Source organism: Gluconacetobacter aggeris (assembly GCF_014174395.1).
GTDB classification, from domain to species: domain Bacteria; phylum Pseudomonadota; class Alphaproteobacteria; order Acetobacterales; family Acetobacteraceae; genus Gluconacetobacter; species Gluconacetobacter aggeris.
Genome location: NZ_JABEQD010000009.1, coordinates 62,263 through 88,488, shown reverse-complemented (window position 1 = coordinate 88,488; position 26,226 = coordinate 62,263). Strand labels below are relative to the sequence as shown.

The following is a 26,226-nucleotide window of genomic DNA, read 5'->3' as shown; positions in this document are numbered from 1 at the left end:
GGCGTCGCTTGATGCCGCCATGACGATCAAGCTCGATGATAGCTGGAAGGCGGCGCTGGCCCCCGAATTCGATGCGCCCTACATGCAGGCGCTGAAGGATTTCCTGCTGGCGGAGAAGGCGCGCGGCAAGGTGATCTTCCCCAGGGGGGCGGAATATTTCCGGGCGCTGGACCTGACCCCGCTGGATGACGTCAAGGTCGTGATCCTGGGCCAGGACCCGTATCATGGCGATGGCCAGGCCCATGGGCTGTGCTTCAGCGTGCGGCCCGGCGTGCGCATTCCGCCGTCGCTGGTCAATATCTACAAGGAACTCCAGAGCGACCTGGGTATTCCGCCGGCTCATCACGGCTATCTGGAATCCTGGGCGAAGCAGGGTGTCCTGCTGCTGAACAGCGTGCTGACGGTGGAGCGGGGCAATGCGGCCTCGCACCAGAAGCGGGGATGGGAGCAGTTTACCGATGCGGTGATCGCCCGCGTCAACGAGCAGCGCACGCCGGCGGTCTTCATGCTGTGGGGGGCCTATGCCCAGCGCAAGGCGGCCTTTGTCGACCAGTCGCGGCATCTGGTGCTGAAGGCGGCGCATCCGTCGCCGCTATCGGCGCATAACGGGTTCTTTGGCTGCCACCATTTTTCCAAGGCCAATGCGTTTCTGGTCAGCCATGGGCTGACGCCGATCGACTGGCGGTTGCCGGCGGAGCCGCCGAGGGATGTTTGACGGTCCTTTTTGAAAAAAAGAACCAAAAAACCCTGATTCGTTCAGGGGTCTTGTGCTGGGGCGCAGTTGACGACGGCGGGCGGCGGAGGGGCGCGCGAGTCCTGTCGTCGGCGCCGCACCGGGAATGGTTCGGTATTCAATTAAATTCCATGATCGCCAGGCGCATTCCTGCCCTGCCTTGTCCTCCGATCGCCAGCAACATTATGTTAAAAATGACTCTAACGGACGAGAAGGATGTCAGATATGCGGATTGTGGCCTCGCTGGCGGTGGTTGCCGCGCTGGGTGCCGTGCCCTCGCTGGCGCATGCGGCGCCGCTGCATGCGGCGTGGGAGAAGTTCAAGGCCGGCCGTGCGCTGCATCATCTCTCCAATGATGGAGAGCGGGCGCTGTCGGACATCGTAACCGCCCGGCAGCTTGTCGCGCAGGGGAAGGTGGATCAGGCGGTGCCGCCCCTTTATGACGCGCAGAAGCGGCTGGAGGCCGCCCGCAAGGCCGAGAAACGCTACAACGCGGCGGAAAGCGCGCTTCAGCCCGCGCCGCAGCATCCGCTGCCGCCGACGCATCGGCCGGTGACGACGCCGACGGACTGGGTGCCGGTGGGCGGCGAGTTCATCGCCAGCGACGTTCTGGCGCCTGAGAAGAAGGCGGCGGTCGCGTCGGCCAACGCCCAGTTGAAGGCAGGCGACAGCAAGGCCGCGGCCCAGACGATGCAGGTCGTGGGCGAGGATGTCGATTTCATCGTCGCGCTGGCGCCGCTGGACCAGATGGAAGGCGCGATCAACCGGGCGACGGTGTTCGTCGAGGGCCGCCAGCCGAAGCAGGCGGCCGAGGCGCTGGACCAGGCGCTGGACGGAATTGTCTTCGTCTCGCAGGATTTCATCGAGACCCTGGCGCCGACCGCCCCGGCGCCCTCGGCGCAGCCGGCGAAGAAATAATCATCGCGGCGGCCGGGGCGGACGGCGTTCGCCCCGGTCGTGCTTGCGTCTTCCGGCTGTCCGGCGCTAGTGGATGGGCGGATTTGCAGCGAACGAGGTGGCCGGACCGTGAACGGGCGGGACGCGATCAGGAAGGCGCGGCCGGGATGGGGCCGCTGGACGGTCGCCTTGCTCGTGCTGTGCGGCTATCTCGGCTTGCTGGGCATTCAGGCGCGCGCGCTGCCCGGTGAGATGCCCCGGGCCACGCTGGAGCGTCTGACGGGCATTCATCTGACGCCGGCATCCGCGTCCGGCATGTGTGACCACATGCCCGGTATGGCGATGGCCGGCATGCCGGGGCCGGGCGAGCGGTCGCATGACCATGCGCCGGACAATGATGCCTGCCCGCTTTGCCCGCTTCTGCACCTGTCGCTGGTTGTGCTGCCGGTGGTGCTGGCGGCGCTCTGTCTCCTGCACCGGCTGGTGCGGGTGCGCTACAGCCCGGCGCGGCCGCGTGCGCCGCCGATGCGGCGGGCCCTTTTGCGGCCCCCGGCCATTGGGCCGCCCCTGACGATCTGAGAGATTTTTCAGCGATCGTGCCGCCGCATGCCTGCAAGGGATGGGCCTGTACGATCCTGAACCGTCTCCGCGCACGACGCGCCCATGGCCTGCGTACGGGGAAACCGGTGCGCGTGGCCCGTGGGCTGTTGCTCTCTCTCAGATCAGGTTTCTGTCATGACAGATCATGTCCGGTCCCTGTGGATCGGTGCCGTGGCGTGCGGCTGGGCCGTCGCCGGCGGGTTGACCGTTGTTCCTGCCCGGGCCGACCAGGCCGTGTCCGCGCCGATATCCTCTCGATCCTCGTCTGCCGGAACGGCGGGCGAGTTCATTACCGTCAATGGCGTGCGGCGGCCGGCGGGGCATAGTGCGGATACGAGTGCCCTGCTGTCTCATGCGTTGGGGTTCAGCAGTTATGCGGCCGGCGGCGTGTCGGCGCTGCCGGTGCTGAACGGGATGGCGGATGACCGGGTGGCGACCTTTGTGGACGGGATGCGGATTGCCTCGGCCTGTCCCAATCACATGAATCCGGCGATGTCCTATATCGATCCGGACAGCGTGGCGTCGGTAGTCGCCACCGCCGGGATCACCTCGGTCAGCCAGGGGGGTGACAGTACCGGAGGGACGGTCTCGGTCGAGCGGCGCGATCCGCAATTTGCCAAGGCCGGGGCGCTTCTCGTCACCGGCCGGCTGCGGGGAGATTATCGCAGCAATGGAGGCGGGTCCGGCGCGTCGGGCTCGGTGACGGTGGCGAACGACCTGCTGAGCCTGCGCTATACCGGCTCCTACAGCCATGCCGGCGATTACCATGCCGGCGGTGACGGGCCGCGCGTGCGGTCGACCAGTTATCTGAGCTTCAACCATGCCGTCACGCTGGGCGTGCACAAGGACAATCATCTGCTGGCGCTGACGGTCGGGCAGCAGGATATTCCGTATGAGGGTTTTCCGAATCAATACATGGATATGACCAACAACCGGTCGACCTTCGTGAACGGAAAGTACAAGGGCGATTTCGACTGGGGCACGCTGGAGGCGCGGGGATTCTGGCAACGGGTGGATCATGTCATGGACATGATGTCGGACAAGGGTGGGCATACGGCCTCGACCGGTATGCCGATGAATACCGATGCGCGGACGGCGGGTTATGCGATCAAGGCGACGATTCCGCTTGGCCGGCGCCATGAGCTGGGCCTGGGGAGTTCGTTCGACCATAACGGGTTGAACGATTGGTGGCCGCCGCTGGCGGGCAGCATGATGATGGGGCCGGATACCTATCATAACGTCAATAACGGGTATCGGGACCGGCTGGGCCATTACATCGAATGGAAGGCGCAATGGCTGCCGCGCCTGTCCACCGAACTGGGGATGCGCAGTGACCTGGTGATGATGAATACCGGCCCGGTCGCGCCCTATTCCTGGACCGGGATGATGAGCATGGCCGATATCATGGCGGCGCGGCGGTTCAATGCGGCCTCGCGCGGGCGGACCGATACCAATTTCGATGTCACGGCGCTGGTGCGCTGGCATCCGCTCGACAGTCTGATGGTCGAGGGCGGGTATGCGCGCAAGACGCGCTCGCCCAATTTGTACGAACGTTATGCCTGGGGCAGGGGGGCGATGGCGAGCAGCATGATCGGCTGGTTCGGCGACGGGAACGGCTATGTCGGCAATCTGGGCCTGACGCCGGAGATTGCCAATACCGCCAGCATGACGATCACGTGGCATGATCCGCGCGATCAGGCGTGGCTGGTGAGAATCCAGCCCTACTACACATACACGCATCATTATATCAACGTGATGCGTATCGGGGCGCTTTCGAACGGCCTGTCGCAATTGCAGTTCGTCAACCACGATGCGCGGAGCTACGGCATCAACGGCTCGGCCTTTGCGCGGCTATGGCGGAGCGACGCGTTCGGCACCGGCGAGGTGCAGGCCAACCTCAACTGGGTGCGCGGGCAGGATCTGGTGACGCATTCCGGCCTTTATCATCAGATGCCGGCCAACGGCACGGTCGCGCTGCACGAGATTTATGAGAACTGGACCGGTCGCGTCGAGGTGACGCTGGTCAAGGCCAAGGACACGGTCGACTGGCTGCGGCATGAGCCGCGCACGCCGGGTTATGCATTGCTGGAATTGGGCGGGAGCTATCGGTGGCGGAATCTTACGCTCGATGCCAGCATCGATAACGTGCTGGACCAGAAATATGATCTGCCGCTCGGGGGGCTTTCGCTGGGCGATTACAGGGCGACGGGCGTGCTGGGGGCGCTGCCCGGACTGGGGCGCTCGTACAATCTGAGCCTGACGGCGACGTTCTGAGGGGGCGGATCAGCCGAAACGGAAGCCGGACAGGGCCTTGCCCATGATGGTGTCGCTGTAGTCGCGCCGCCCGGGGTCCTGTCCCGCTGCCCCGGCTGCGACCATCAGCGGCAGCAGATGTTCGGGGCGGGGATGGCATTGCAGGGCGCCGGGGGCGCGGTCCCAGTGGAGGAGGGCTTCGCGCCGTTGCTCCGGCGGTGCTTCCACGGCCTGCGCCAGCCAATTGTCGAAGGTGCGCGCGGCGGCGTCGGACGCCGGGTCGGGCGCCATGAAATGCGCGAGATTATGGTAGGTCATGCCGGTGGCGGCGATCAGCACGTTCTGGTCGCGCAGGGGGCGCAGTGCTGCGCCGACCTGCATTTCGGCTTTTGCATTCATATCGCGGCGCAGGGACAGTTCCACGATCGGGATATCGGCCTGTTCGAAGGCGAGCATGAAGGGGATGAAGACGCCGTGGTCGAAACCCCGTGCCGGGTCCTCGGCATTCGCGATCCCGGCCGCGTCCAGCAATGCGCGCACCCGTGCCGCCAGTTCCGGTGATCCGGGGGCGGGGTAGCGCAGCCGGTAGGTGTGGGCGGGGAAGCCGTAATAATCGTAGATCAGCGGCGGATGGGGGGCGGCGGTGACGGTCGGCACGTCCGTTTCCCAATGGCCCGAGACGGCAAGAATGGCGTCGGGGCGCCGGGGCAGCGTCGCGGCCAGCCCGCGCAGGTAGGCGGCCATATGGTCCCAGGTGTCGGGCCAGTCCATGAAGAAGCAGGGGCCGCCGCCATGGGGCAGGAACAGGACCGGCTGACGCGCGGATGCGACGCTGGCCTGTGGGGCGGGGGCTTGCGATTCCATGATGTGCTCCTGATGGGTGAGGGGCGCGGATATCATGCCATGGTTGAGGCACCACGATAAGCCCGGGCTATCGCCAACCACCCCGATTCATCCCATCCCGCTTGGAACGTTTCCGAAGAGGCTATAGCTGGCTTTGCAACGATCAAAGAAATTACATTGGTTAGCTGGAGCCTTGGGACGTATATCGGAGTCGGGTGTCTGGATTACTCTCTGGTGGCAGAAAGAGAGGGTGATAAAATGACGCTCTATCATCGGTGGAATCTTTGACATGAGAATAGCCTTTTAATATCAATGCGCTCTGGGAAGAGTGTTCCCCGCACACGCGGGGATGAACCGGCGAGAAAGAAAACGATCGCGGATTTCGTCAGGTGTTCCCCGCACACGCGGGGATGAACCGGACCGGTTCGTATGGAGTGAGGCCGACTATATGTGTTCCCCGCACACGCGGGGATGAACCGCAATCCCAGTGCCACCAACGCTATTCGCGACCGTGTTCCCCGCACACGCGGGGATGAACCGAGCACGCGGCGCCTCGACCCGAAACGCTGTCAGTGTTCCCCGCACACGCGGGGATGAACCGGGATAAATGCATCGTCCATTTTCGAACATAATGTGTTCCCCGCACACGCGGGGATGAACCGAGCTGATCAACATCCTGGTCAAGGCGGGCATTGTGTTCCCCGCACACGCGGGGATGAACCGTAGAACGTCACGCCGCGCCATGCGGCCGTAGCGTGTTCCCCGCACACGCGGGGATGAACCGGAGCCATCAGCATGGATGCGGACGGTCTTGGCGTGTTCCCCGCACACGCGGGGATGAACCGGACGTTGGCCAGCACGTTCAGCGCGCCGATCAGTGTTCCCCGCACACGCGGGGATGAACCGGCCGTTCCGCTGGATGAGTTCATCAAGATCGTGTGTTCCCCGCACACGCGGGGATGAACCGACGTTCTCGATGTGCGCGGCCGTGATGGAGCAGTGTTCCCCGCACACGCGGGGATGAACCGCTCGCTCGCAGTCGGCCAGCGGGACCCGACCGGTGTTCCCCGCACACGCGGGGATGAACCGGAGCAGGGACGCCTTCCCCCGGAAGTGCAGGAGTGTTCCCCGCACACGCGGGGATGAACCGGCGCCCAGGTGTGCCGGAATTTGGCTGGTTCTGTGTTCCCCGCACACGCGGGGATGAACCGGGCGCCCCGGTATTATTTGAGAGCGTCACTAGGTGTTCCCCGCACACGCGGGGATGAACCGATGAACCAGCTTCAGGAGCAGACGCGCCGCATGTGTTCCCCGCACACGCGGGGATGAACCGACCAGGCGATGATTGCGGTGCTCGATCCAGGCGTGTTCCCCGCACACGCGGGGATGAACCGCCGCTGTTGCCGCCCTCCAGTCCGAAATCGCCGTGTTCCCCGCACACGCGGGGATGAACCGCGCTCGGCATAGGTGATGACACGAATGCCATCGTGTTCCCCGCACACGCGGGGATGAACCGGGCTCCTATGTCGGCGCCACGCGCGAGGATGGGTGTTCCCCGCACACGCGGGGATGAACCGGGCCCGACGGTAAATATCCAGCAGCGTTTCCTGTGTTCCCCGCACACGCGGGGATGAACCGCGTCATTGTCTGGGTCCTTTTCTCTCTTGACCGTGTTCCCCGCACACGCGGGGATGAACCGCAGCGCGAGTGGTGGAGTCGTACCATTGGCCAGTGTTCCCCGCACACGCGGGGATGAACCGACCACCAACGGCGCCGCATTGATGCTGACGTCCGTGTTCCCCGCACACGCGGGGATGAACCGGTAGCGCGATCGGGCATGACGCGCGCGTATAGGTGTTCCCCGCACACGCGGGGATGAACCGATCGACGGGCTGGGGCGCACGGCCGATCACGCGTGTTCCCCGCACACGCGGGGATGAACCGGCGGCCTACGACACGATGTCGGCCTACCACTTGTGTTCCCCGCACATGCGGGGATGAACCGGGCTCGACATAGCAGTCGTGTGGCGGAAAATGGTGTTCCCCGCACACGCGGGGATGAACCGGGTGCCATCCTCGCGATCAACCCGGCGATCGGGTGTTCCCCGCACACGCGGGGATGAACCGTGGCTGGCACCGATCAACATCCTGGACACGCAGTGTTCCCCGCACACGCGGGGATCAACTGGTGGATCGCGGTGTCGCCAATATCCGGAACACGTGTTCCCCTCACACGGGGATATTCTTTGTTCAAATTCTATATTGTCTCATCGATTAGATTTTCCCCTCATTCTGTGTGAGGCTGGGAACAGGTATCTCATCGCCATCCCGTTATCTCTCCGGGCGAGGCTTGGAACAGATCGTCCCGTCTGACGAGGGAACCGCGCTGGCGCATAAGAAGTGGGGGGAGGTCGGGTGTCTATTTCAGGTGAGGACGGGCTCTCACTATTCTGGGGCAAGGCGCGAGCGGGTGTGTTCGGGGAGTCTGGTCTTTCAGGTCCTGCCATGCATCCGCTTGTCGCCCATATGCTCGACGTTGCGGCAGTAGCGGTTCTTCTGCCTGGATGGTCACAATGCGCGCTCGACAGACGCCAGATCGGTTTTCTGGTCGCTCTGCATGATATCGGCAAACTGACGCCAGGTTTCCAGGCGAAGGTGCCGGAGCATTGGCCCGCAGCGGTGTTCGGGCCGTTGTCGTCGAGGTTGGCCTCCGCCTCTCACGATGCGGATGGGCTGGCGCTTCTGAATGCGATGGCGAATGCGGAATTGGCGCCGTTATTCGCTCCGTCGCCTTCGCGGCGGCCGTGGCTTCTCTCTGCTCGGGGTGCGGTGTTGCGCGCGGTTGCCGGGCATCACGGGCGCCCGGTAGCGGAAACACGGGCCGACAGGCTGGATGACCGGGTGATGGTCTGGGCGCGTCGAATCGTCGCTCTGTTGTTCGATTTGTTTCGGCCTCCGCCGATTCCGCTGCTTGATGTCGCGGCGCTGCGGCGACTGGAATGGCGGCTCGCGGGGCTGACGGTGACGGCGGACTGGATCGGGTCCAGAGCCGAGTGGTTTCCGTATGCCGCACCCGATGAGATAGTCGATCCGGCTGCATATTTCTGGAATCAGGCCTTGCCCCGGGCGCATTCTGCCATTGCCCGTGCCGGTCTGGCACCGATGGCCGTGGCGCCCTTCGCCGGAGTCGGAGGGTTATTTGACCATATCAGCCAGCCGTCACCGGTGCAGGCGCTGGCGGAAGGCGTTGCTCTGCCTGATGGCCCGGCACTGATCGTCATCGAGGATATGACCGGCAGCGGCAAGACGGAGGCCGCTCTGACAATGGCGCATCGGCTGATGACGGCCGGACGCGGCGCCGGTCTGTTCGTTGCGCTGCCCACGATGGCGACGGCGAATGCCATGTATGACCGGTTGGTGGCGGCCTATCGACGGCTTTTCCAGCCATCGGCTCATCCATCGCTGGCATTGGCGCATGGCCGTGCGCCGCTGGATGAGCGATTTGCTGCGGCTTTGGCGCCGGATGACGATACAGCGCGCTCGGGTTCCGCCATGGAGGGTACGGCTGAAGCCCATTGCGCTGCGTGGCTGGGGAGCCAGTCGCGTCGGGCGTTGATGGCGCAGGTGGGGGTTGGAACGATCGACCAGGCTTTGATGGCCGTGCTGCCGGTGCGTTTCGCGACGGTGCGGCAGCAGGGGCTGGCTGAGAAGGTCCTGATTGTTGACGAATGCCACGCCTTCGATCCCTACATGCGGCGCGAAATGATCGAAATGCTGCGCTTTCATGCGGCAATGGGGGGATCGGCCATTCTGTTATCCGCCACGTTGACGCGACGGGTGCGTCAGGCGCTGGTCGATGCATTTCGGAGCGGCCTGGGGGCGCAGCCGGTGCCGCTTTCAGCCATGGCCTATCCGCTCGTAACCGTGGCGGGAAGCGGAGACGTCGGGGAGCATGCCTGCGCGCCACGGAATGGGCTGGCCCGTTCCGTGGCGGTCCGGCGGCTGACGGATGCCGATGCCGCGTTGGCCGAAGTCAAGCGCGGGGCTGGTGTTGGGGCGGCGGTCGCATGGATTCGCAATTCGGTGGACGACGTTATCGAGACCGCACGGACATTGCGCAGCCAAGGCGTGGACGCGCTGGTCTTTCATGCGCGCTTCGCCATGATCGATCGTCTGACAATCGAACGTGATGTTCTGGCGCGTTTCGGAAAGAATGGCGGGGGCGGTCAGCGGGCGGCGGTCCTGGTGGCGTCGCAGGTGATTGAGCAGAGCCTGGACCTGGATTTCGACCTGTTATGTACAGATCTGGCACCGATGGACCTGCTGATTCAGCGGGCTGGGCGGTTGTGGCGCCATTCGCGCGCCGGGCGGCCGGTCGAGACGCAGGAAATGCTGGTTGTCTCGCCCGAACCGGTTGCTGAGCCCGATGCGCTATGGGTGTGCCGTGTTCTGCCTCGGACAGCGGCTGTGTATCGCGACCCGGCATTGCTGTGGCGCACCGCGCGGGTCCTGTTTGCGCGTGGCTGCATCGATAGCCCTGGAGAGATCAGGGCGCTGATCGAGGCGGCTGGGGATGACGCGGCAGATGCTGTGCCTGAGGCCATGCTGGCTGCGAACATTCAGGAAACCGGGCGGGGGCAGGCGCAAGCTACGATGGCGGCGCGGAATGTCCTGTCGTTCGAGGGAGGTTATGCTCCTGAGACCGCGCAGTGGGAGGCCGAACTGGCCACCCCGACGCGTTTGCAGGAGATCCCGCAGATAACCGTGCGGCTTGCGGTCGTGCGCGATGGCGTGGTGGTGCCATGGGCTTCGGAAGCAGACTCGGTCGTCCACTCCGATCTACGACATGCCTGGGCTCTCTCCGAAGTGTCGGTGGCGCAGTACCGCCTGGCGTCTTGTCCCGCACCGGTTGGACTGGAGGCGGCTGTGGCCGCTGCTCGATCAGGATGGTCGCGCTGGGAGCGTGAGGCGGAGCGGACCATGCTGTTGCTGGTCCTTCGTGAAACGAAAGACGGATGGCGGGGGATGGGGCGGGCGGAGGATGGGCAGGAGGTTGTGGTCGGATATGATCGTGCTTGCGGTTTTTCCTATGTAAGACAAGAAACTTCATGAATGCATTTTGATAAGAATTTGTCACGATATTTTGATTTCTGGTCATTTTGAACGGGGAAAATAAAATCAATTCCGTTCATTTGTATGAAAATGGCTATGGACATTTTCTGCGACAGGAGTGACGTTTTTATTTGTAATGACATCGCCTCCGCTCAATCTCCTCTTTGACTCGTGGCTGCCGGTTCGCAGGCGCTCCGGTTCTGTCGTCTGTATCCGTCCGGCGCAGGTCGTCGATGGGCTGGCCGATGATCCGGTTGTGGCCTTCGAGTGGCCGCGCGCGGATTTTCGTATTGCATCCATTGAGTTCCTGATTGGCTTGCTGGCTACGGCCTTCCCCGCTGCCGATACGGCGCAGTGGATGGATCTGTGGTATGAGCCGCCGTCGGTCGAGGCCTTGGATCAGGCTTTTGCCCGTGTGGCCGAGGCGTTCTGGCTGGATGGGCCGGGGGCGCGCTTTCTTCAGGATCTTGATGATCTGGTCAGCAGTTCGGAGCCGGTGGAGCGATTGCTGATCGAGGCGCCGGGTGAAAGTACCCTGCGCAGGAATGCCGATTTGTTCGTGCATCGAGGGCAGGTCGCGGCTTTGGGGCGCCCGGCGGCGGCGATGGCGCTGTTTACATTGCAATCCTGGGCGCCCAGTGGCGGAGCAGGGAATATGACCGGCCTGCGCGGTGGCGGGCCGCTGGTCTCGCTGGTGTTGCCGGGGGAGGGGGCGAACCTGTGGCAGATCGCCTGGGCCAATACCCCATGCGGAAAGCCTGCGCCGGTGGATGATCTGGCGCGCATCTTTCCCTGGCTGGCGCCCACGCTGGTCTCGGGCAAGGGCGGGACGAAAGTGCGGGCGGAGCATAACGCGCATCCGCTGCAATGCTGGTGGGGAATGCCCCGGCGCATCCGGCTCGATTTTGGTGATGGTGGACCATGCGGTTTGACGGGCCAATTGGATGCCGCCACCGTGACCGGCTGGCGCCAGCGGCCCTATGGCATCAGTTATGACGGATGGACCGGCATGCCTTATGGAGGCGGCGCGTGCATTCATCCTCTGACGCCGCGCTATCGCCAGAAGCCTGATAGCGAGTGGCTTAGCGTCCATCCGCAGCCTGGCGGGATCGGCTATCGCCATTGGGTCGGCGTGGTGGTGGATAGCCGGGAGGGGAACCGGCTGCCCGCCAGCGCGGTGGCGACGTGGCGTGCCGAACGGGCACGCGATGCCGGGGGCGCCCAATCGCCACGTCTGCTGGCCGCCGGCTTTGACATGGACAATATGAAGGCACGTGGTTTCGTAGAAAGCGAAATGCCTTTGCCGGGCACGACCGATGCCCTTCGCCAGGAAAAACTGGACGGTTTTGCGCGCGATTGTGTCGAGGCGGCTGATCTGGTCGCCAGCGTGCTGCGTGGTGCGGTGCGCGAAGCCTTGTTCGGTGGTGCGACGGTGTCGCTGGATGCCACGTTGCTGTCCGGTGTGCGCGAGCGGTTTTGGGCCGGAACCTCCGGAGCGTTTTTCGATCTTCTCAATAGGCTTACGGAACAGGATGCCTATGCGGTGGAGACCGCACGTGTGGAATGGATGACGACGCTGCGGGTGCAGGCGATGGCGCGGTTCGATGCCACAGTGCACTTGTCGCCGGACATGCGGGAGGCAGAGGCGATGCGGGCGGCGCAGGCGCGACGCCGGCTGCGGGCAGCGGTTTCGGGCTTCGGAAAGGAAGGCGGTGCGATCATGCAGGTGATGAACATTCCTGTGCCTGAAAGTAAGAAGCAGGTCTCCACCAGGAAACGGGCATGAGCGGGCACCATGCCGGGATCGTGGCCAGTAAGGCCCGAAGCTGGTGGCGGGCGTTGCAACCTGATCCCGCGCGGGGGGAGCCTGGCGATCGGGCCGCGCTGGCGAAGTTGCGGCGCTGCGGCAGCGTGATCGATGTGCTGTTCGAGCCGGCAGCCCAGTCTCTCGCGCGCTCTTGTGGAGCGCGAGGGGATGATGAACTGGCACGCATCGCGCTGGTAGCCGGTGTGCTGGCCCATGTGCGTGCGGACCGATCCGGCCTGCGGGTGGCGCGCCAGATCGGTCCGGTGGACGCTACAGACGGGGCAACGGCGCTGTGCAAGCCGGTGCGCTTCCGCCGATTGCTCGACATGGCGGAATTCGACGATTGCCTGAGGGGCTTCCGTCGGCTGGTCGCCCTTGCCGATGCCGAAATGAATGTGCGCGACCTGGCGGAATCCGTCTTTCTGTGGCCCCGTCCCGATGGGCGGGATAGCGCTGCGGCGGACCGCGTTCGCGTGCGATGGGTGTACGAATACTGGAACGCCGGAGAGCCGGAGGGTGACATGCCTTCGGATCAGGTCCATGACTCTGTCGAGGAATTGCAATCGTGAGCCGTTTTCTGCAACTGCATCTTCTGACCTTTTATCCGCCGTCCAACGTCAATCGCGACGATACGGGCAATCCCAAGACGGCGGTGGTGGGCGGTGTGACGCGCCTGCGGATTTCCTCACAGGCGCTCAAGCGGGCCTGGCGCACGTCCGATATCTTTACCAGGGCGCTGGCCGGGCATATGGGGCAGCGTACCCAGCGCCTGGGCGACGAAATCTTCCGCTATCTGCGCGAGGAAAAAGGCATGGCGGAAAAGACGGCGCTGGAGATCGCCCGGTCGATCGCCGGCGTGTATGGCAAGGTCAAGGCCGAGAAGGACAAGAACCCGACCCATACCGAGCAGCTTGTCTTTGTCTCGCCAACGGAACGTGCCGCGGCGCTGAAACTGGCGGATCGGCTGGCTGCGGGTGAGGAGGTCGATCCTGCGAAGGAAAAGGACAGCCTGCTGTGCCGCGTGGATTCCGCCGCCGATATCGCCCTGTTCGGCCGGATGCTGGCCGCCGATCCCGTCTATAACCGTGAGGCGGCCGTGCAGGTGTCGCACGCCATCACCACGCATCATGTCACGGTCGAGGACGATTACTACACCGCGATCGACGACCTGAAAGGTGACCAGGATGATGCCGGCGCCGGTTTCATGGGGGAGGCCGGGTTCGGCTCCGGCGTGTTCTACCTTTATCTCTGCGTCAATTGCGATCTGTTGCGGGCCAATCTCGGCGGGGAAGCGGAAAGCGGCGTGATGGATGACGCGCTGGGGGCGTTGGCACAGGCGACGGCGACAGTGGCTCCCTCTGGCAAGCAGAACAGCTTCGCCGCGCTGGCGCGGGCGCATTACGTCCTGGCCGAAAAGGGCGATGCCCAGCCGCGCACTCTGGCTGGCGCATTCGCAAAGCCTGTGACCGGAACATCTCTGATGGAGAGTTCGATCGACGCTCTGAAAGCGTTCCGAGCCGATCTTGCCGCCGCCTATGGGCCCGGTTGCGATGCTGAATGCGCCCTCGAGATCGGGCATCCTGGCAGCGCAACGCTGTCGGACGTCGTGGCATTTTGCCGGACCTGACCGGCACCATGGCCCGTTTTCTGACCTTTGCTATGGTGGCGCCCGTCGCCTCGTTCGGTGCTCTGGCAGTGGGTGAACGCCGTGAGGGCTGGGATCGTCCGGCGCGGTCGGGTGTGTTGGGGCTGGTTGCGGCCTGCCTTGGCCTGACGCGCGAGGATGAGGCAGCGCAGTCGGCGCTGGCAGCTCAATACGGGCTGGCCATGTTGTGTCATGCGCCCGGAGAACCGATGACGGATTACCATACGACCCAGACAGCGCCGGCGCGACGCGGATGGCGGCCGGCAACGCGGGCCGAGGAACTGTCAGGCCCGGCGGAAGGTCTGGCCACGATCCTCTCCCGTCGGGATTATCGCACCGGAGCATGGCATCTTGGGGCGCTATGGTCCCGGGTGGACGCGCCGCGCTGGACGCTGGAAGCCATTGCGGCCGCGATGGCTGCGCCCGTATTTACCCCGTCCCTGGGTCGTCGTTCCTGTCCGCTGGGTCTTCCTCTCGCACCCATTCTGATCAGTGGCGGGACGGCGGCAGACGTATTGATGGACCGGCATGATACGGGGCCGGAGGCGCGGTTGAGGGTTCGTAGCGGCTCTTTCCGCGAGCAGCTTGCGGGGCGTGTGCGGGTGCGAGGCGCGCGGCCGCTGCTGGTTCTCGATACGGCCGATGTGGCGCGACAAGGGGGAGGCGCCCCTGTGCTACGGCGCGAAGTCCGGCGAGACCAGCCACTTTCGCGGACACGCTGGCAATTTGCTTTACGGGAAGAGGCCGTGCTGGTGCCGGGTGCGAAGGGAGAGTCATGATGTCGCCCTTTCTCTCGCGCGTCGCCTTGCGGCGCGACGCGCCGGTGCAGGCATTTGCCCGCCTGTTGGTGCCAGAAGGGCAGGCGCTGCAACATGGTGCCGCGCATCATCTGCTGTGGGCCCTGTTTGGCGATAGACCTGACCGCGACCGCGACTTTCTCTGGCGGCAGGTGGAGCCCGGTCGCTATATGGTCCTGTCCGCCCGGCCTCCCGTGGATACGCATGGGCTGTTTACGATCGAGAGTCGTCCGTTTGCTCCGGTGCTACGCGAGGGGGACCGGTTGCGTTTCCTGTTGCGGGCGAATGCCACGGTCGATCGCAAGATGCCGGGCAAGACGCGCAGCCAGCGGCATGACGTGGTGATGGATGTGCTTCATCATCTGCCAAGGGACCAACGTGCGTCGGCCCGTGCCGACGCGGTGGCCGGCGCGGCGGCAGCCTGGCTGGAGCGGCAGGGCTCGCGCGCCGGCTTTGTACCGGCTGTGCCTGTTGAAGTCGGGGCCTACGATGTTCTGCGGATTGCGCGCCCTGGAGGCGCTCGTGCATCGTTCGGCGTCATTGATCTGACGGGGGATCTGACGGTGAGGGAGCCTGCGGAATTTGTCGCGACCTTGTCGCGGGGGTTCGGGCGGGCACGCACCTTTGGTTGCGGCCTGATGCTGATCCGCCGCACGGGATAGCAACGCAGGCTATGTCGCGTTCCATGCCTGGTCTGCCACCGCCGCGCCCGATTCCGTTGAAGGAACGGTCGTCGATCCTGTTCGTCGAGAAGGGGCAGTTAGACGTTCTGGATGGCGCATTCGTTTTGGTGGATCAGTTGGGTATTCGGACCCACATCCCGATTGGCGGAATCGTGTGCCTGATGCTGGAACCAGGTACGCGTGTCAGCCATGCTGCGGCATCGTTGGCGGCGCGTGCGGGTACGCTGCTGATCTGGGTGGGTGAAGCTGGTGTTCGGCTTTATGCGTCCGGCCAGCCGGGCGGAGCCCGTGCTGATCGACTGCTGCTTCAGGCCCGGCTGGCGCTGGACGATACTGCGCGCCTGAAGGTCGTACGGAAAATGTATGCGCTGCGCTTCGGAGAGGACCCGCCTGAGCGGCGATCCGTGGACCAGTTGCGGGGAATCGAAGGTGCGCGGGTGCGTGAAACCTATCGCCTGCTGGCCCGCACGCATGGGGCCCGATGGGATGGACGGGCGTATGATCCGCATGCATGGGATACTGCCGATCTCGTCAATCGTTGCCTGTCGGCGGCCACGGCGGCGCTGTATGGCATTACCGAAGCGGCCATTCTGGCGGCTGGTTATGCCCCGGCGATCGGGTTCCTGCATTCGGGCAAGCCGCAAAGTTTTGTCTATGATATTGCGGATATCGTGAAGTTCGAGACGGTGGTGCCAGAAGCTTTTCGGGTTGCGGCTGCCGTCGAGCATGGTCGGCTTCTGGACGGGTGGCGGGTTACCGATCCTGTAGCGACGGTGCGTCATCGTTGCCGGGATGCGTTTCGGCGCACGAATATTCTGGAACGGCTCATTCCCTTGATTGAAGAGGTTCTGGCGGCCGGCGGCATGGACATGCCGGTCGCTTCGGATGAGGCCATGCCGGTTGCGTTTGACGACTCTAAAGGCCTGGGTGATGCTGGTCATCGTGGTTGAAAACGCGCCGCCCCGCTTGAGGGGGCGGCTCGCCGTCTGGCTGTTGGAAGTTCGGGCAGGCGTCTATGTCGGCACGTATGGGCGCCGGGTGCGCGAGATGATCTGGGGTCAGGTCTGCGCCTATATTGAGGATGGTAACGCCGTCATCGCCTGGGCAGCACCGAACGACGCCGGATTCGCATTCGATACCTGCGGACGCAACCGTCGAGTGCCTGTGGATTTCGACGGGCTCCGGCTTGTCGCATTCGGGACAGAGGCGGCACTTCCGACCCAGCCCGGGCCAGCCGCTACCCCACCACCAAGGCGGCGCAGACCTCGCTGAAACGAGGGCTCTTTGGTCGGTAGAATTTTTGACAAGGGAATAGGTGTTTTATATCAATTGTTTGATGGAAGAGTGTTCCCCGCATACGCGGGGATGAACCGATCGAGATCGATACCGATCAGCGCCAGCCTGCGTGTTCCCCGCATACGCGGGGATGAACCGCCGTTGCGACGGCTGGGGCAAAGAGTCCTGAAGTGTTCCCCGCATACGCGGGGATGAACCGAATCCGGCCGCGATCAACATGCTCATGCAGTCGTGTTCCCCGCATACGCGGGGATGAACCGCGGGCATTGGCATCGGACTGGCATGTCGCGAAGTGTTCCCCGCATACGCGGGGATGAACCGGCCTCGAGCGTCGCCGCATGCGCCCTGCCGCCGTGTTCCCCGCATACGCGGGGATGAACCGTCCATCCGGTTGCAGAGCTGATCCGCCTTTGCGTGTTCCCCGCATACGCGGGGATGAACCGATCTGAGCGTGCGATGCCTGCCGCCCCATGCCGTGTTCCCCGCATACGCGGGGATGAACCGGGCTCCGGGCATGCGCGGTCGCCCGGCGCAGCATGTTCACCCACCCACGCGGGGATGAATCGAACAGGAAAACCGTCTGCTACGAGTGGTATTCGTGTCCTGGCCCGGCTGACGCTGATCAATGAAAGCCCCTATTGGAATGGCGTTGCGATCTTTACCTGCGACGGCGATGACGCCGGGCGTTCACCCATGGGGGAGGTGGGCATGACGGGTGTGAACGTGCCGATTCCGGTACCGGTACCGGAATTCGCGATACCGGCGCACGGTTGATGATGGACGCGGGTTGTGCGGAAGCCTGCCCCCGAGCCACGTATCACGGCGTAAAAAGACTTTTCAATTGGAAATTACTGTCTGTAAATTCTTTACAGAAATACAGCGCGAATACCGGTTTCCACCTTCCGGGATGGGGTGTGATGGCGTTAAGCCTTGTGACGCCACGCTTCCCAAGAATACGGAAACCGTCACATGTCATATCAGGAATCGGCAACCGCCAAGCTCAACCAGATCATCCAGGCCAAGCAGGGCACCTGGGGCGGGATCAATCCCGACTATGTCGTGCGCATGCGCCTGCAGAACCGTTTTCAGACCGGGCTGGACATCGCGCGCTACACGGCTGCCATCATGCGCCAGGACATGGCTGCCTATGATGCCGATCCGGCGCAGTACACCCAGTCGCTGGGGGCCTGGCACGGTTTCATCGCGCAGCAGCAGATGATTTCGGTGAAGAAGCATTTCGGGTCGCTGAAGGGCCGCTACCTGTATCTGTCGGGCTGGATGGTCGCCGCGCTGCGCTCGGAATTCGGCCCGCTGCCCGACCAGTCGATGCATGAGAAGACGGCGGTGCCGGCGCTGATCGAGGAAATCTACACCTTCCTGCGCCAGGCCGATGCCCGCGAGCTGGGAGGGCTGTTCCGCGACCTCGATGCCGCGCGTGAAGCCGGCGATGCGGCGCGCGAGGCCGAGATCCAGGCGAAGATCGACAATCACGAGACCCATATCGTGCCGATCATCGCCGATATCGACGCGGGTTTCGGCAATGCCGAGGCGACCTACCTGCTGTCGAAGAAGATGATCGAGGCCGGTGCCTGCGCCATCCAGATCGAGAACCAGGTGTCGGACGAAAAGCAGTGCGGCCACCAGGACGGCAAGGTCACGGTGCCGCATGAGGACTTCCTGGCGAAGGTGCGCGCTGTCCGCTACGCGTTCCTGGAACTGGGGGTGGAAGACGGTGTGATCGTCTGCCGCACCGACAGCCTGGGTGCGGGCCTGACCAAGCAGATCGCCTATAGCAGCCAGCCGGGCGATCTGGGCGACCAGTACAATGCCTATCTGGATTGCGAAGAGGTGACCGACGGCACCGTGCGCGATGGCGACGTGATCATTGCCCGCGAAGGCAAGCTGCTGCGTCCGAAGCGGCTGCCCAGCAACCTCTACCAGTTCCGTCACGGAACCGGTGCGGATCGCTGCGTGCTGGACTGCATCACCGCGCTGGAGAATGGCGCCGACCTGCTGTGGATCGAGACGGAAAAGCCGCATATCGAGCAGATTGCCGGCATGATGGACCGTATCCGCGACGCCGTGCCGAATGCCAAGCTGGTCTACAACAACTCGCCGTCCTTCAACTGGACGCTCAATTTCCGCCAGCAGGTCTATGATGCCTGGAAGGAAGAAGGGCGCGACGTGACGGCGTATGACCGCGCGAAGCTGATGGCGCAGAGCTATGACGAGACCGAACTGGCGACGGAGGCCGACCTGCGCATCCGCTCGTTCCAGCGGGATGCGTCGAAGCGGGCCGGCATCTTCCATCACCTGATCACGCTGCCCACCTATCACACGGCGGCGCTGTCGACCGACAATCTCTCCAAGAGATATTTCGGCGAGGAGGGGATGCTGGGTTACGTGCAGAACGTCCAGCGCGAGGAGATCCGCCAGGGGATCGCGTGCGTCAAGCACCAGAACATGGCGGGCTCGGACATCGGCGACGATCACAAGGAGTATTTCGCCGGCGAAGCGGCGCTGAAGGCCGGCGGCGCGCATAACACCATGGGGCAGTTCGGCTGAAGCCGGCACCCCCTGGCGTTGCGGAATAAGAACAAGCAATAACGGTTATTGAAACTGCTGGCCCGGTCTTCCTGATGGAGGCCGGGCTTTTTTTATGGATGACGTGGCAGCGCGCTTCAGCGTCGGTGGCGAGCTGGAACTCAATGGGCGATGGAGCGTCACGGATCTGTCCGATGTCGCCGACCAGGGTGGCGTGGGGGTTGACGGCAACCAGCAGACAGTCTGGCAGGGGGGCCTGAACTGGTACCCCAACCGCCATTTCAAGTTCATGCTGGATTTCGACCATTTCATCGTCACCCGGTCGAAGGGGGGGGCTGGCGGGGTCAATCTGTTCGGACGGACCGGCAATCTGGTCGTGGGGCGGGTCCAGGCCAGTTTTTGAGGCGTTTTTTGGGTGGGATACCGGGTGGGACGTGCCGCCTGCCCATACCTCTTCGGGGTGAGGGCCGGCCATCCTGAGGTCGCCTTCATAGACGGATAATAACTATAAAAATAGTGGAATATCCGTGTTTTCGCTCGGGAACTGTCCGAATTAAACGAACAAAAACAGTCAATGACTTTTATGTCTCTATTGACCGTTAAATTACAACGTGTCATCGATCATTGCGGTTCGCATTAAATGCGAAAAATATCGTGAAATGTGCCTGCGTGTGCTGGGTCGAGGGTTCGTAGAACATGAAAGAAGGTTTCAAAGTCCGGCGCGTGCTTGCCCTGGCAACGGCCCTGTCCACCAGTTTTCTGCCGGCTCTGGCGGAGGCGGCTTCGCAGGATGACGAAATCACGGCATTGCGGCGTGAAATGCGGGAGATGCAGCGCCAGATGCGGGACGAGATCCGGGTGCTGCAGGCGCGGATCGCCCGCGATGAGGGCCGGGCCGTGCCCGCCTCCGCCGGCCATGATGGGGAGGGGGCGCCGCGTGTCGTCCATGCGCATCGCTGGGCCGGTGGTCCGTTGCCCGCGATCGGGGAACCGCGGGGACCGGCCGCCACGCATCGGCCCCGCACGGATGCCGAGACGCGCCTGATCACCCCGGAAGGGCCGATTCCGTCCTGGGCCGAGATCCGGGCCGCGACCGCGCGGGACGAGACCGTGCATGTGGGCGGGATGCGGATCGGTTTTCCGGCCGGGCGGCCCACGATCTCGTCGGAGGATGGCGCATACAGCTTCTCGCTCGGCCTGACGGCGATGGAGGATCTTGGGGGCTTTCTCGGCGCCGGGCCCAGGCGGGGCGAGGGGGCCGGCAATTTCAACAAATTCACCCAGAATGCCCGGCGCCTGCGGATCTATTTCTCCTGGCGCTACAAGGATTGGGTGGCGAACGTCACGCCGGAATTCGGCTCCAGCTCGGTGGACGGGTCGGTCAGCCTGTTCGAGGCCAACATGAACTATACCGGCCTGCATCATACCACGCTGACCGTGGGCTATTTCCAGCCCCGCATGGAAGAGGAAAGCGCGGAGCGGGCCTCGTCGTTCGAGTTCCTCGAGCGCCCGACCATCATCGATCTGGTGCGCAACCTGGCGGGCGGCGTCGCACGCTTCAGCATCGGCGGCGAGCATTATGAAAACCGCTGGCAGGCGGCCGCTTATTTCACCGGCCAGAAGTTCGGCGACCGGAACAAGGACACGACGATTACCGACAGCCAGACCGGCGCGGTGGCCCGCATCGTCGGCCGGCCCTATGTGAGCAAGGATATCGACGTCCATGTCGGGGCCGGCGCGACCAGCGCTTTCAAGGTCAACCAGAATTCGAGCGGCCGTACCTATACGTTCAGCGACAATATGGAGGTGCCGCTGGGCGAGACCTCGTTGCTGACATCGGGGGCGCTGAGCAATGTGTCCCAGATCTGGGCGGCCGGTCCGCAACTGGCCTTCCGCTGGCGGAAATTCCTGCTGAAGGGCGAATATTACCATGTGGGCGTGGAGCGCGGGCATAATGCCGGGGCGTCTCCGCTGCCGTCGCTGAATTTCGACGGGTGGTATGTCGCGGCCAACTATACGCTGTTCGGCCGGGGGCGTGGATACAACGTCAAGACCGGTGCCTTCACCACGCCGGGGGTCGAGCATGATTTCGATCCGGCGCGCGGCGATTGGGGCGCGCTGGAACTCAGCGGCCGCTGGAGCGTGGCGGACCTGTCCGATGTCGCCAACCAGGGCGGGGTGGGTGTCAACGGCAACCAGCAGACGGTCTGGGCGGGGGGATTGAACTGGTATCCCAACCAGCATTTCAAGTTCATGCTGGATTTCGACCATTTCATCGTCACCCGATCGAAGGGTGTGTCCGGCGGGGTGAACCTGCTGGGCCGGACGGGCAATGCCGTCGCCGGGCGCGTGCAGGCCACGTTCTGAACCGGGTTTTTTCATCCGCAACTGTCACCTGGACGAGAAACGATATGAAGAACGGTTTCATGGCGCCGTCGCGGCGCGGTTTTCTTGCCGGCACGGCTGCCGCCGCCACGGCGCTTGCCGTGGGCGCGCGCCCGCGTCCGGCGGCGGCGGCGACGCGGCTGCTGAATGTGTCGTACGATCCGACGCGCGAGCTTTATGCCGATGCCGGACGGGCCTTTTCCGTCTTCTGGGCGAAGGCCCATGGGGGTGAGCAGGTGGTGGTGACATCCTCGCACGGCGGGTCGGGCGCACAGGCGCGCTCGGTGCTGGAGGGGGCGCCCGCCGACGTGGTGACGCTGGGCCTGGCCTATGACATCGATATCCTGGCCCAGCACGGGCTGCTGGCGGCGGACTGGCAGACGCGCCTGCCGCACAATTCCACGCCTTACACCAGCACGATCGTCTTCCTGGTGCGCAAGGGGAACCCCAAGGGCATCCATGACTGGCCGGACCTGCTGCGGGACGGCGTGCAGGTGATTACGCCCAACCCCAAGACCTCGGGCGGTGCGCGCTGGAACTATCTGGCCGCCTGGGGCTGGGCGCTGCGCCAGCCCGGCGGGTCCGAAGCTTCGGCGACCGCGTATCTCAAGTCGCTGTTCGCCCATGTGCCGGTGCTGGATACCGGCGCGCGCGGGGCCACCAACAGTTTCGTGCAGCGCGGGCTGGGCGATGTGCTGATCGCATGGGAGGACGAGGCGCTGCTGGCGACGCGCGAGCTGGGGCCGGACACGTTCGACATCGTCGTGCCGCCGGTGACGATCCTGGCCGAACCGCCGGTCGCGGTGGTGGACAGGAACGTCAAGGCGCATGGAACGGAAGCGGTGGCGAAGGGGTTCCTCGACTTCCTGTTCACGCCCGAGGGGCAGCGGATCGGGGCGAAACATTATTTCCGCCCGGTCGATCCGGCGATCGTGGCCGAAACGGCGTCTGTCTTCCCCAAGACGACAACATTCGATGTCGCCAGCCTGGGTGGATGGACTAAGGTCCAGAAGACGCATTTCGCCGATGGCGGCGTGTTCGACCAGATCTATAGCCGATAACGGACTCTTTCATGGTGTTTTGCCTGCGGCGGCGCGATGGGCTGCCAGGTCTTTCCATATCCATCGCGTTCACGCTGGTCTGGATCGGCCTGATTGTCGCGTTGCCGCTAACGGCCCTGGTCTTGCGTCCGTGGCAGGATGGCGGCGGCGTCATGCTGCGGGTGCTGCATGACGCGCGCATGTATGCGGCGTTGCGCGTCAGCTTTGGCTGTGCCGCGCTGGCCGCCGCGATCGACGTGCCGCTGGGCCTGCTGCTGGCGTGGGCGCTGGTGCGCGCGCGCCTGCCCGGGCGGCGGGCGATCGATGCGCTGATCGACCTGCCCTTCGCCCTGCCGACCGCCGTGACGGGCATCACGCTGGCGACCCTGTACGGCCCTACCGGGTGGGTCGGCGCGCTGCTGGCCCGTGCCGGCATCCGCGTGGCCTACACGCCGGCCGGCATCGTGGCTGCGCTGATGTTCGTCGGCCTGCCCTTTATCGTGCGGGCCGTCGAACCGGTGCTGCGCGGCCTGCCGCCGGAACTGGAAGAGGCGGGGCTGCTGCTGGGGGCCAGCCCGTTGCAGAATTTTCGCCGGGTCATCCTGCCGCCCCTGCTGCCGCCGCTGGTGGCCGGGTTCAGCCTGGCCTTCGCGCGCTGCATCGGCGAGTACGGGTCGGTGATCTTCATCGCCGGCAATCAGCCGTTCCGTAGCGAGATCGCGCCGCTGCTGATCGTGGTGCGGTTGCAGGAATATGATTATAATGGCGCGACCGCGATCGCGCTGATCCTGCTGATGAGCGCGCTGGCGTGCATGACCGGCGTGGCCGCGCTGCGCCGCCGCGTGTCGCGCGGGCTGGTGGCGCGAGGGGCGGCGTGATGGGCGGGCCGTCGCGTCGCGGCAATGCCGTGCTGGTTGCCGCCACCTATCTGACGGTGCTGGCCGTGCTGGTGCTGCCGGTGCTGCTGGTGATGGTCGAAGCCCTGCGCACCGGAATCGGGGCCGCGTGGCGCAGCCTGCTGGACCCGGATGCGCTGTCCGCGATCCGCCTGACGCTGCTGGTCACGCTGGTGGCCACCATCGTCAATACCGCGGGTGGGATCATGGCGGCGTGGCTGGTGACCAAATATCGTTTTCGCGGCCGGGGGATTCTGGTCGCGCTGATCGAACTGCCGATCAGCGTCTCGCCGGTGATTGCCGGCCTGGTCTGGCTGCTGCTGTTCGGGCGGCAGGGCTGGTGGGGCGACTGGCTGGACCGGCACGATATCCAGATCGCCTTTGCCACGCCGGGTATCCTGCTGGCCACGCTCTTCGTGACCTTTCCCTATGTCGCGCGGACGCTGATGCCGTTCATGGAACAGCAGGGGCGCGAGGCGGAGGAAGCGGCGTTCCTGCTCGGGGCCGGGTTCTGGCGGACATTGTGGCGGGTGACGCTGCCCGATGCGCGCTGGGCGCTGCTGTCGGGCATCCTGCTGACGACCGCGCGGGGGATTGGCGAGTTCGGCGCGGTGTCGGTCGTCTCGGGCCATATTCCGGGGCTGACGGAAACCATGCCGCTGCATATCGAGACGCTCTATAACGGCTATCAGACGGTCGCCGCCTTCACCATGGCGGCGTTGCTGGCGCTGATTGCCATGGCCACCGTCCTGCTGCGGTCGTTTCTCGAGCATGATTTCAGGAAGGCGTCGTCATGAGCGTCCAGATCCGGTCCCTGACGCGCCGTGCGCCGAATGCGTCGCGCAAGATGCTCGACGGGGTTTCGCTGACCATCGAGGACGGGGCCTTCGTGGCCCTGGTCGGGCCGTCCGGCGCCGGCAAGACCACGCTGCTGCGGACCATCGCCGGGCTGGACGGGCCTTATGAGGGCACGGTGCTGGTCGATGGCCGGGTGCTGGCGGGGCGCCCGATGCGCGAGCGGCGGATCGGCTTCGTGTTCCAGAATTATGCGCTGTTCCGCCACATGACGGTGGCGCGCAATATCTCCTTCGGGCTGGATGTGCTGCCCCGGGGGGAGCGGCCGGATCGGGGGGCGATTGCCGCCCGGGTGGCCGAATTGCTGGAGCTGATCCAGTTGCCGACGCTGGGCGGGGCCTATCCGGACCAGTTGTCCGGCGGGCAGCGGCAGCGCGTGGCGCTGGCGCGCGCGCTGGCGACGAAGCCGGGCCTGCTGCTGCTGGACGAGCCGTTCGGCGCGCTGGACCCGATCGTGCGGCGGCAGATCCGTCGCTGGCTGCGCGGGCTGCACGACCAGCTTGGCCTGACGACGGTGCTGGTGACCCACGACCATGACGAGGCGCTGGAAGTGGCCGACCGGCTGGTGGTGATGCAGAACGGGCGCGTCGTGCAGGAGGCGGCGGCCGAGACGCTGGATGCCGCACCCGCCACGCCGTTCGTGATGGAATTTCTGGGCGAGGCGCTGGAATTCCCGGGCCAGGTCGCCCACGGGCGGTTCCTGCCCGACGACCCGAATGTCCTGTCCTTTGCCGTTGGCGCCGGCGATGGGCCGGCGACGGCCTACCTGCGCCCGCATGAGGCGCGGCTGGTGGCGGCGGGTGGGGCGGCCCGGGCCATACCGTTGACCGGCGGGCAGGGGGGATTGCGGCGGCTGGCGGTGGCGCTGGGCACGCGGGAGGTCGAGATCCTCGTCCTGCCGGAGCGGTTGGGCCAGGTGGGGACCGAGGGGCTGGGGCTCGATATCGGGCGGGCGCGCCTGTTTCGCGATGGCGCGCCGCTGGCCGGCGCGCCCCCCGTGGCGAGCGGGCAGGAATTGCCGCGTGTGACCGTCGGCTGACGCGGCAGAGGCGGGGCGGGCGGTTCAGCGGTGGGGGGCCACCAGCGCGAACAGCGTGCCCTCGGGGTCGCGGCATTGGGCGATCCACTGTCCGCCGGGAACTTCCATGGGCCCCTGGATGGCGTGGCCGCCCGCCTGTGCGACGCGTTCCAGCGCGGCATCCAGGGCCTCGACGGCGATATAGAACAGCCAGAATGGCGCTGCCGCGTCGGGTTCCGTCATCATGCCGCCCACTGGCGGTCCGCCGGTGGCGAACATCTGGTAGATCCCCCGCGGGCCCATATCCAGCGCGTCGGCCTTGGTCCAGCCGAACTGGCCGGCATAGAAGGCGAAGGCCGCCTCTCCGTCGCTTGCATAGAGTTCGTGCCATGCGACATGGCCGGGCGTGCCTTCCGGGGCCGGCGGCATCGGTGCTTCGCCATTGCCCTGGAACAGGGCGAAGGGGGCGCCCTGCGGATCGGTGACGACCGCGAAGCGGCCGACGCCGGGGATATCGTCCGGGGCGTGCAGGATGGCGCCGGAGGCGGCGGCGATCCGTGCGCTGGCAGCATCGACATTCTCCACGCCGATATAGCCGATCCAGCCCGGCCGGGCGGCGGCGTCCAGGTCCGGCAGGCCGAGGATGCCGGCCACCGGGCGTTCCGCGGCGCTCAGGATACGGTAGGCCATGCCGGGCACCCCGGCATCGCGCGCGTGCCAGCCGATGACGGTGCAATAAAACGACTCGGCGGCCGCTGGGTCGCCGGCGATCAGTTCGTACCAGACGAACGTGCCCGAATGGGTCGACATGGCGCATCCTCT

Annotated in this window: 20 protein-coding genes, 1 pseudogene and 2 CRISPR repeat arrays; of the genes and pseudogenes, 19 read left to right on the top strand and 2 right to left on the bottom strand. The window is 64.9% G+C overall.

Features of this window, described 5'->3' with window-relative positions:
* The first annotated feature begins 19 nt into the window (after window positions 1-19).
* The 4 genes from ung to HLH36_RS13190 all read left to right on the top strand — a co-directional run bounded on the left by ung (window position 20) and on the right by HLH36_RS13190 (window position 4,504).
* Complete coding sequence (gene ung / locus HLH36_RS13205; RefSeq protein ID WP_182986827.1) at window positions 20-715, top strand: uracil-DNA glycosylase; 696 nt, start codon at window positions 20-22, stop codon at window positions 713-715.
* Window positions 716-958: 243 nt separating this feature from the next.
* On the top strand, window positions 959-1,651 hold the full coding sequence (locus HLH36_RS13200) for a YfdX family protein (RefSeq protein WP_182986826.1): 693 nt from the start codon (window positions 959-961) through the stop codon (window positions 1,649-1,651).
* A 108-nt stretch (window positions 1,652-1,759) separates the two neighbouring features.
* The gene (locus HLH36_RS13195) at window positions 1,760-2,209 is read left to right on the top strand and encodes a DUF2946 family protein (RefSeq protein WP_338030456.1); all 450 of its coding nucleotides are present in this window, start codon (window positions 1,760-1,762) and stop codon (window positions 2,207-2,209) included.
* A gap of 156 nt (window positions 2,210-2,365) precedes the next feature.
* A complete protein-coding gene (locus HLH36_RS13190) occupies window positions 2,366-4,504 on the top strand; it encodes a TonB-dependent receptor (RefSeq protein ID WP_182986825.1) in 2,139 nt (712 codons plus the stop codon).
* Window positions 4,505-4,513: 9 nt separating this feature from the next.
* On the opposite strand, the gene HLH36_RS13185 is transcribed toward HLH36_RS13190, so the two are convergent.
* A complete protein-coding gene (locus tag HLH36_RS13185) occupies window positions 4,514-5,347 on the bottom strand; it encodes a DODA-type extradiol aromatic ring-opening family dioxygenase (protein WP_182986824.1) in 834 nt (277 codons plus the stop codon).
* A 307-nt stretch (window positions 5,348-5,654) separates the two neighbouring features.
* A CRISPR array of direct repeats spans window positions 5,655-7,514; the repeat unit is 29 nt; unit sequence GTGTTCCCCGCACACGCGGGGATGAACCG.
* A gap of 212 nt (window positions 7,515-7,726) precedes the next feature.
* Here HLH36_RS13185 and cas3 point away from each other — a divergent pair.
* From cas3 to HLH36_RS13110, 15 genes and pseudogenes are all read left to right on the top strand, one after another.
* Window positions 7,727-10,438, top strand: coding sequence for a CRISPR-associated helicase Cas3' (gene cas3 / locus HLH36_RS13180; RefSeq protein WP_338030455.1), 2,712 nt, complete (start codon window positions 7,727-7,729; stop codon window positions 10,436-10,438).
* A 136-nt stretch (window positions 10,439-10,574) separates the two neighbouring features.
* A complete protein-coding gene (casA, locus tag HLH36_RS13175) occupies window positions 10,575-12,224 on the top strand; it encodes a type I-E CRISPR-associated protein Cse1/CasA (protein WP_182986822.1) in 1,650 nt (549 codons plus the stop codon).
* Window positions 12,221-12,814: a type I-E CRISPR-associated protein Cse2/CasB gene (gene casB, locus HLH36_RS13170; protein WP_182986821.1), complete on the top strand. Its 594-nt coding sequence runs from the start codon at window positions 12,221-12,223 to the stop codon at window positions 12,812-12,814. The genes casA and casB overlap by 4 nt, the downstream gene beginning before the upstream one ends.
* Complete coding sequence (gene cas7e / locus HLH36_RS13165) at window positions 12,811-13,872, top strand: type I-E CRISPR-associated protein Cas7/Cse4/CasC (protein WP_182986820.1); 1,062 nt, start codon at window positions 12,811-12,813, stop codon at window positions 13,870-13,872. Before casB ends, cas7e begins: the two co-directional genes overlap by 4 nt.
* A gap of 8 nt (window positions 13,873-13,880) precedes the next feature.
* Window positions 13,881-14,669 (top strand): type I-E CRISPR-associated protein Cas5/CasD, encoded by a 789-nt coding sequence (cas5e, locus tag HLH36_RS13160; protein WP_182986819.1) that lies wholly within the window; start codon window positions 13,881-13,883, stop codon window positions 14,667-14,669.
* Window positions 14,666-15,349, top strand: a complete 684-nt coding sequence (cas6e, locus tag HLH36_RS13155) for a type I-E CRISPR-associated protein Cas6/Cse3/CasE (protein ID WP_182986818.1) — start codon at window positions 14,666-14,668, stop codon at window positions 15,347-15,349. The genes cas5e and cas6e overlap by 4 nt, the downstream gene beginning before the upstream one ends.
* An 11-nt stretch (window positions 15,350-15,360) precedes the next feature.
* Window positions 15,361-16,320, top strand: coding sequence for a type I-E CRISPR-associated endonuclease Cas1e (gene cas1e, locus HLH36_RS13150; RefSeq protein WP_182986817.1), 960 nt, complete (start codon window positions 15,361-15,363; stop codon window positions 16,318-16,320).
* Entirely contained in the window at window positions 16,301-16,642 is a 342-nt protein-coding gene (cas2e, locus tag HLH36_RS13145; RefSeq protein WP_182986816.1) for a type I-E CRISPR-associated endoribonuclease Cas2e, read from the top strand. The genes cas1e and cas2e overlap by 20 nt, the downstream gene beginning before the upstream one ends.
* A 72-nt stretch (window positions 16,643-16,714) precedes the next feature.
* Window positions 16,715-17,170: direct repeats of the CRISPR family, unit length 29 nt; unit sequence GTGTTCCCCGCATACGCGGGGATGAACCG.
* A 465-nt stretch (window positions 17,171-17,635) separates the two neighbouring features.
* Window positions 17,636-19,231: an isocitrate lyase gene (locus HLH36_RS13140; protein ID WP_182986815.1), complete on the top strand. Its 1,596-nt coding sequence runs from the start codon at window positions 17,636-17,638 to the stop codon at window positions 19,229-19,231.
* Between the two features lie 127 nt (window positions 19,232-19,358).
* Window positions 19,359-19,613, top strand: a pseudogene (locus HLH36_RS13135) (porin); the annotation flags it as partial.
* A gap of 293 nt (window positions 19,614-19,906) precedes the next feature.
* The gene (locus tag HLH36_RS13130; RefSeq protein ID WP_182986813.1) at window positions 19,907-21,577 is read left to right on the top strand and encodes an OprO/OprP family phosphate-selective porin; all 1,671 of its coding nucleotides are present in this window, start codon (window positions 19,907-19,909) and stop codon (window positions 21,575-21,577) included.
* Between the two features lie 44 nt (window positions 21,578-21,621).
* Window positions 21,622-22,656, top strand: a complete 1,035-nt coding sequence (locus HLH36_RS13125) for a sulfate ABC transporter substrate-binding protein (protein WP_182986812.1) — start codon at window positions 21,622-21,624, stop codon at window positions 22,654-22,656.
* Between the two features lie 11 nt (window positions 22,657-22,667).
* Window positions 22,668-23,513 carry a sulfate ABC transporter permease subunit CysT gene (cysT, locus tag HLH36_RS13120; protein ID WP_182986811.1) on the top strand — a complete coding sequence of 282 codons (846 nt, stop codon included), beginning with the start codon at window positions 22,668-22,670 and terminating at the stop codon, window positions 23,511-23,513.
* Window positions 23,513-24,328 carry a sulfate ABC transporter permease subunit CysW gene (gene cysW / locus HLH36_RS13115; RefSeq protein ID WP_182986897.1) on the top strand — a complete coding sequence of 272 codons (816 nt, stop codon included), beginning with the start codon at window positions 23,513-23,515 and terminating at the stop codon, window positions 24,326-24,328. Before cysT ends, cysW begins: the two co-directional genes overlap by 1 nt.
* Window positions 24,325-25,425, top strand: coding sequence for a sulfate/molybdate ABC transporter ATP-binding protein (locus HLH36_RS13110; protein ID WP_182986810.1), 1,101 nt, complete (start codon window positions 24,325-24,327; stop codon window positions 25,423-25,425). Before cysW ends, HLH36_RS13110 begins: the two co-directional genes overlap by 4 nt.
* Before the next feature lie 24 nt (window positions 25,426-25,449).
* On the opposite strand, the gene HLH36_RS13105 is transcribed toward HLH36_RS13110, so the two are convergent.
* Entirely contained in the window at window positions 25,450-26,214 is a 765-nt protein-coding gene (locus HLH36_RS13105; RefSeq protein WP_182986809.1) for a VOC family protein, read from the bottom strand.
* Window positions 26,215-26,226: the final 12 nt, after the last annotated feature.

Coding starts and splice junctions, on each gene's coding strand:
- cysW (WP_182986897.1), top strand. CDS start 23,513: ATGGGCGGGCCGTCGCGTCGCGGCAATGCCGTGCTGGTTGCCGCCACC.
- cas6e (WP_182986818.1), top strand. CDS start 14,666: ATGATGTCGCCCTTTCTCTCGCGCGTCGCCTTGCGGCGCGACGCGCCG.
- cas5e (WP_182986819.1), top strand. CDS start 13,881: ATGGCCCGTTTTCTGACCTTTGCTATGGTGGCGCCCGTCGCCTCGTTC.
- HLH36_RS13185 (WP_182986824.1), bottom strand. CDS start 5,347: ATGGAATCGCAAGCCCCCGCCCCACAGGCCAGCGTCGCATCCGCGCGT.
- cysT (WP_182986811.1), top strand. CDS start 22,668: ATGGTGTTTTGCCTGCGGCGGCGCGATGGGCTGCCAGGTCTTTCCATA.
- casB (WP_182986821.1), top strand. CDS start 12,221: ATGAGCGGGCACCATGCCGGGATCGTGGCCAGTAAGGCCCGAAGCTGG.
- ung (WP_182986827.1), top strand. CDS start 20: ATGACGATCAAGCTCGATGATAGCTGGAAGGCGGCGCTGGCCCCCGAA.
- HLH36_RS13140 (WP_182986815.1), top strand. CDS start 17,636: ATGTCATATCAGGAATCGGCAACCGCCAAGCTCAACCAGATCATCCAG.
- cas1e (WP_182986817.1), top strand. CDS start 15,361: ATGTCGCGTTCCATGCCTGGTCTGCCACCGCCGCGCCCGATTCCGTTG.
- casA (WP_182986822.1), top strand. CDS start 10,575: ATGACATCGCCTCCGCTCAATCTCCTCTTTGACTCGTGGCTGCCGGTT.
- cas2e (WP_182986816.1), top strand. CDS start 16,301: ATGCTGGTCATCGTGGTTGAAAACGCGCCGCCCCGCTTGAGGGGGCGG.
- HLH36_RS13200 (WP_182986826.1), top strand. CDS start 959: ATGCGGATTGTGGCCTCGCTGGCGGTGGTTGCCGCGCTGGGTGCCGTG.
- HLH36_RS13105 (WP_182986809.1), bottom strand. CDS start 26,214: ATGTCGACCCATTCGGGCACGTTCGTCTGGTACGAACTGATCGCCGGC.
- HLH36_RS13125 (WP_182986812.1), top strand. CDS start 21,622: ATGAAGAACGGTTTCATGGCGCCGTCGCGGCGCGGTTTTCTTGCCGGC.
- HLH36_RS13110 (WP_182986810.1), top strand. CDS start 24,325: ATGAGCGTCCAGATCCGGTCCCTGACGCGCCGTGCGCCGAATGCGTCG.
- HLH36_RS13130 (WP_182986813.1), top strand. CDS start 19,907: ATGAAAGAAGGTTTCAAAGTCCGGCGCGTGCTTGCCCTGGCAACGGCC.
- HLH36_RS13190 (WP_182986825.1), top strand. CDS start 2,366: ATGACAGATCATGTCCGGTCCCTGTGGATCGGTGCCGTGGCGTGCGGC.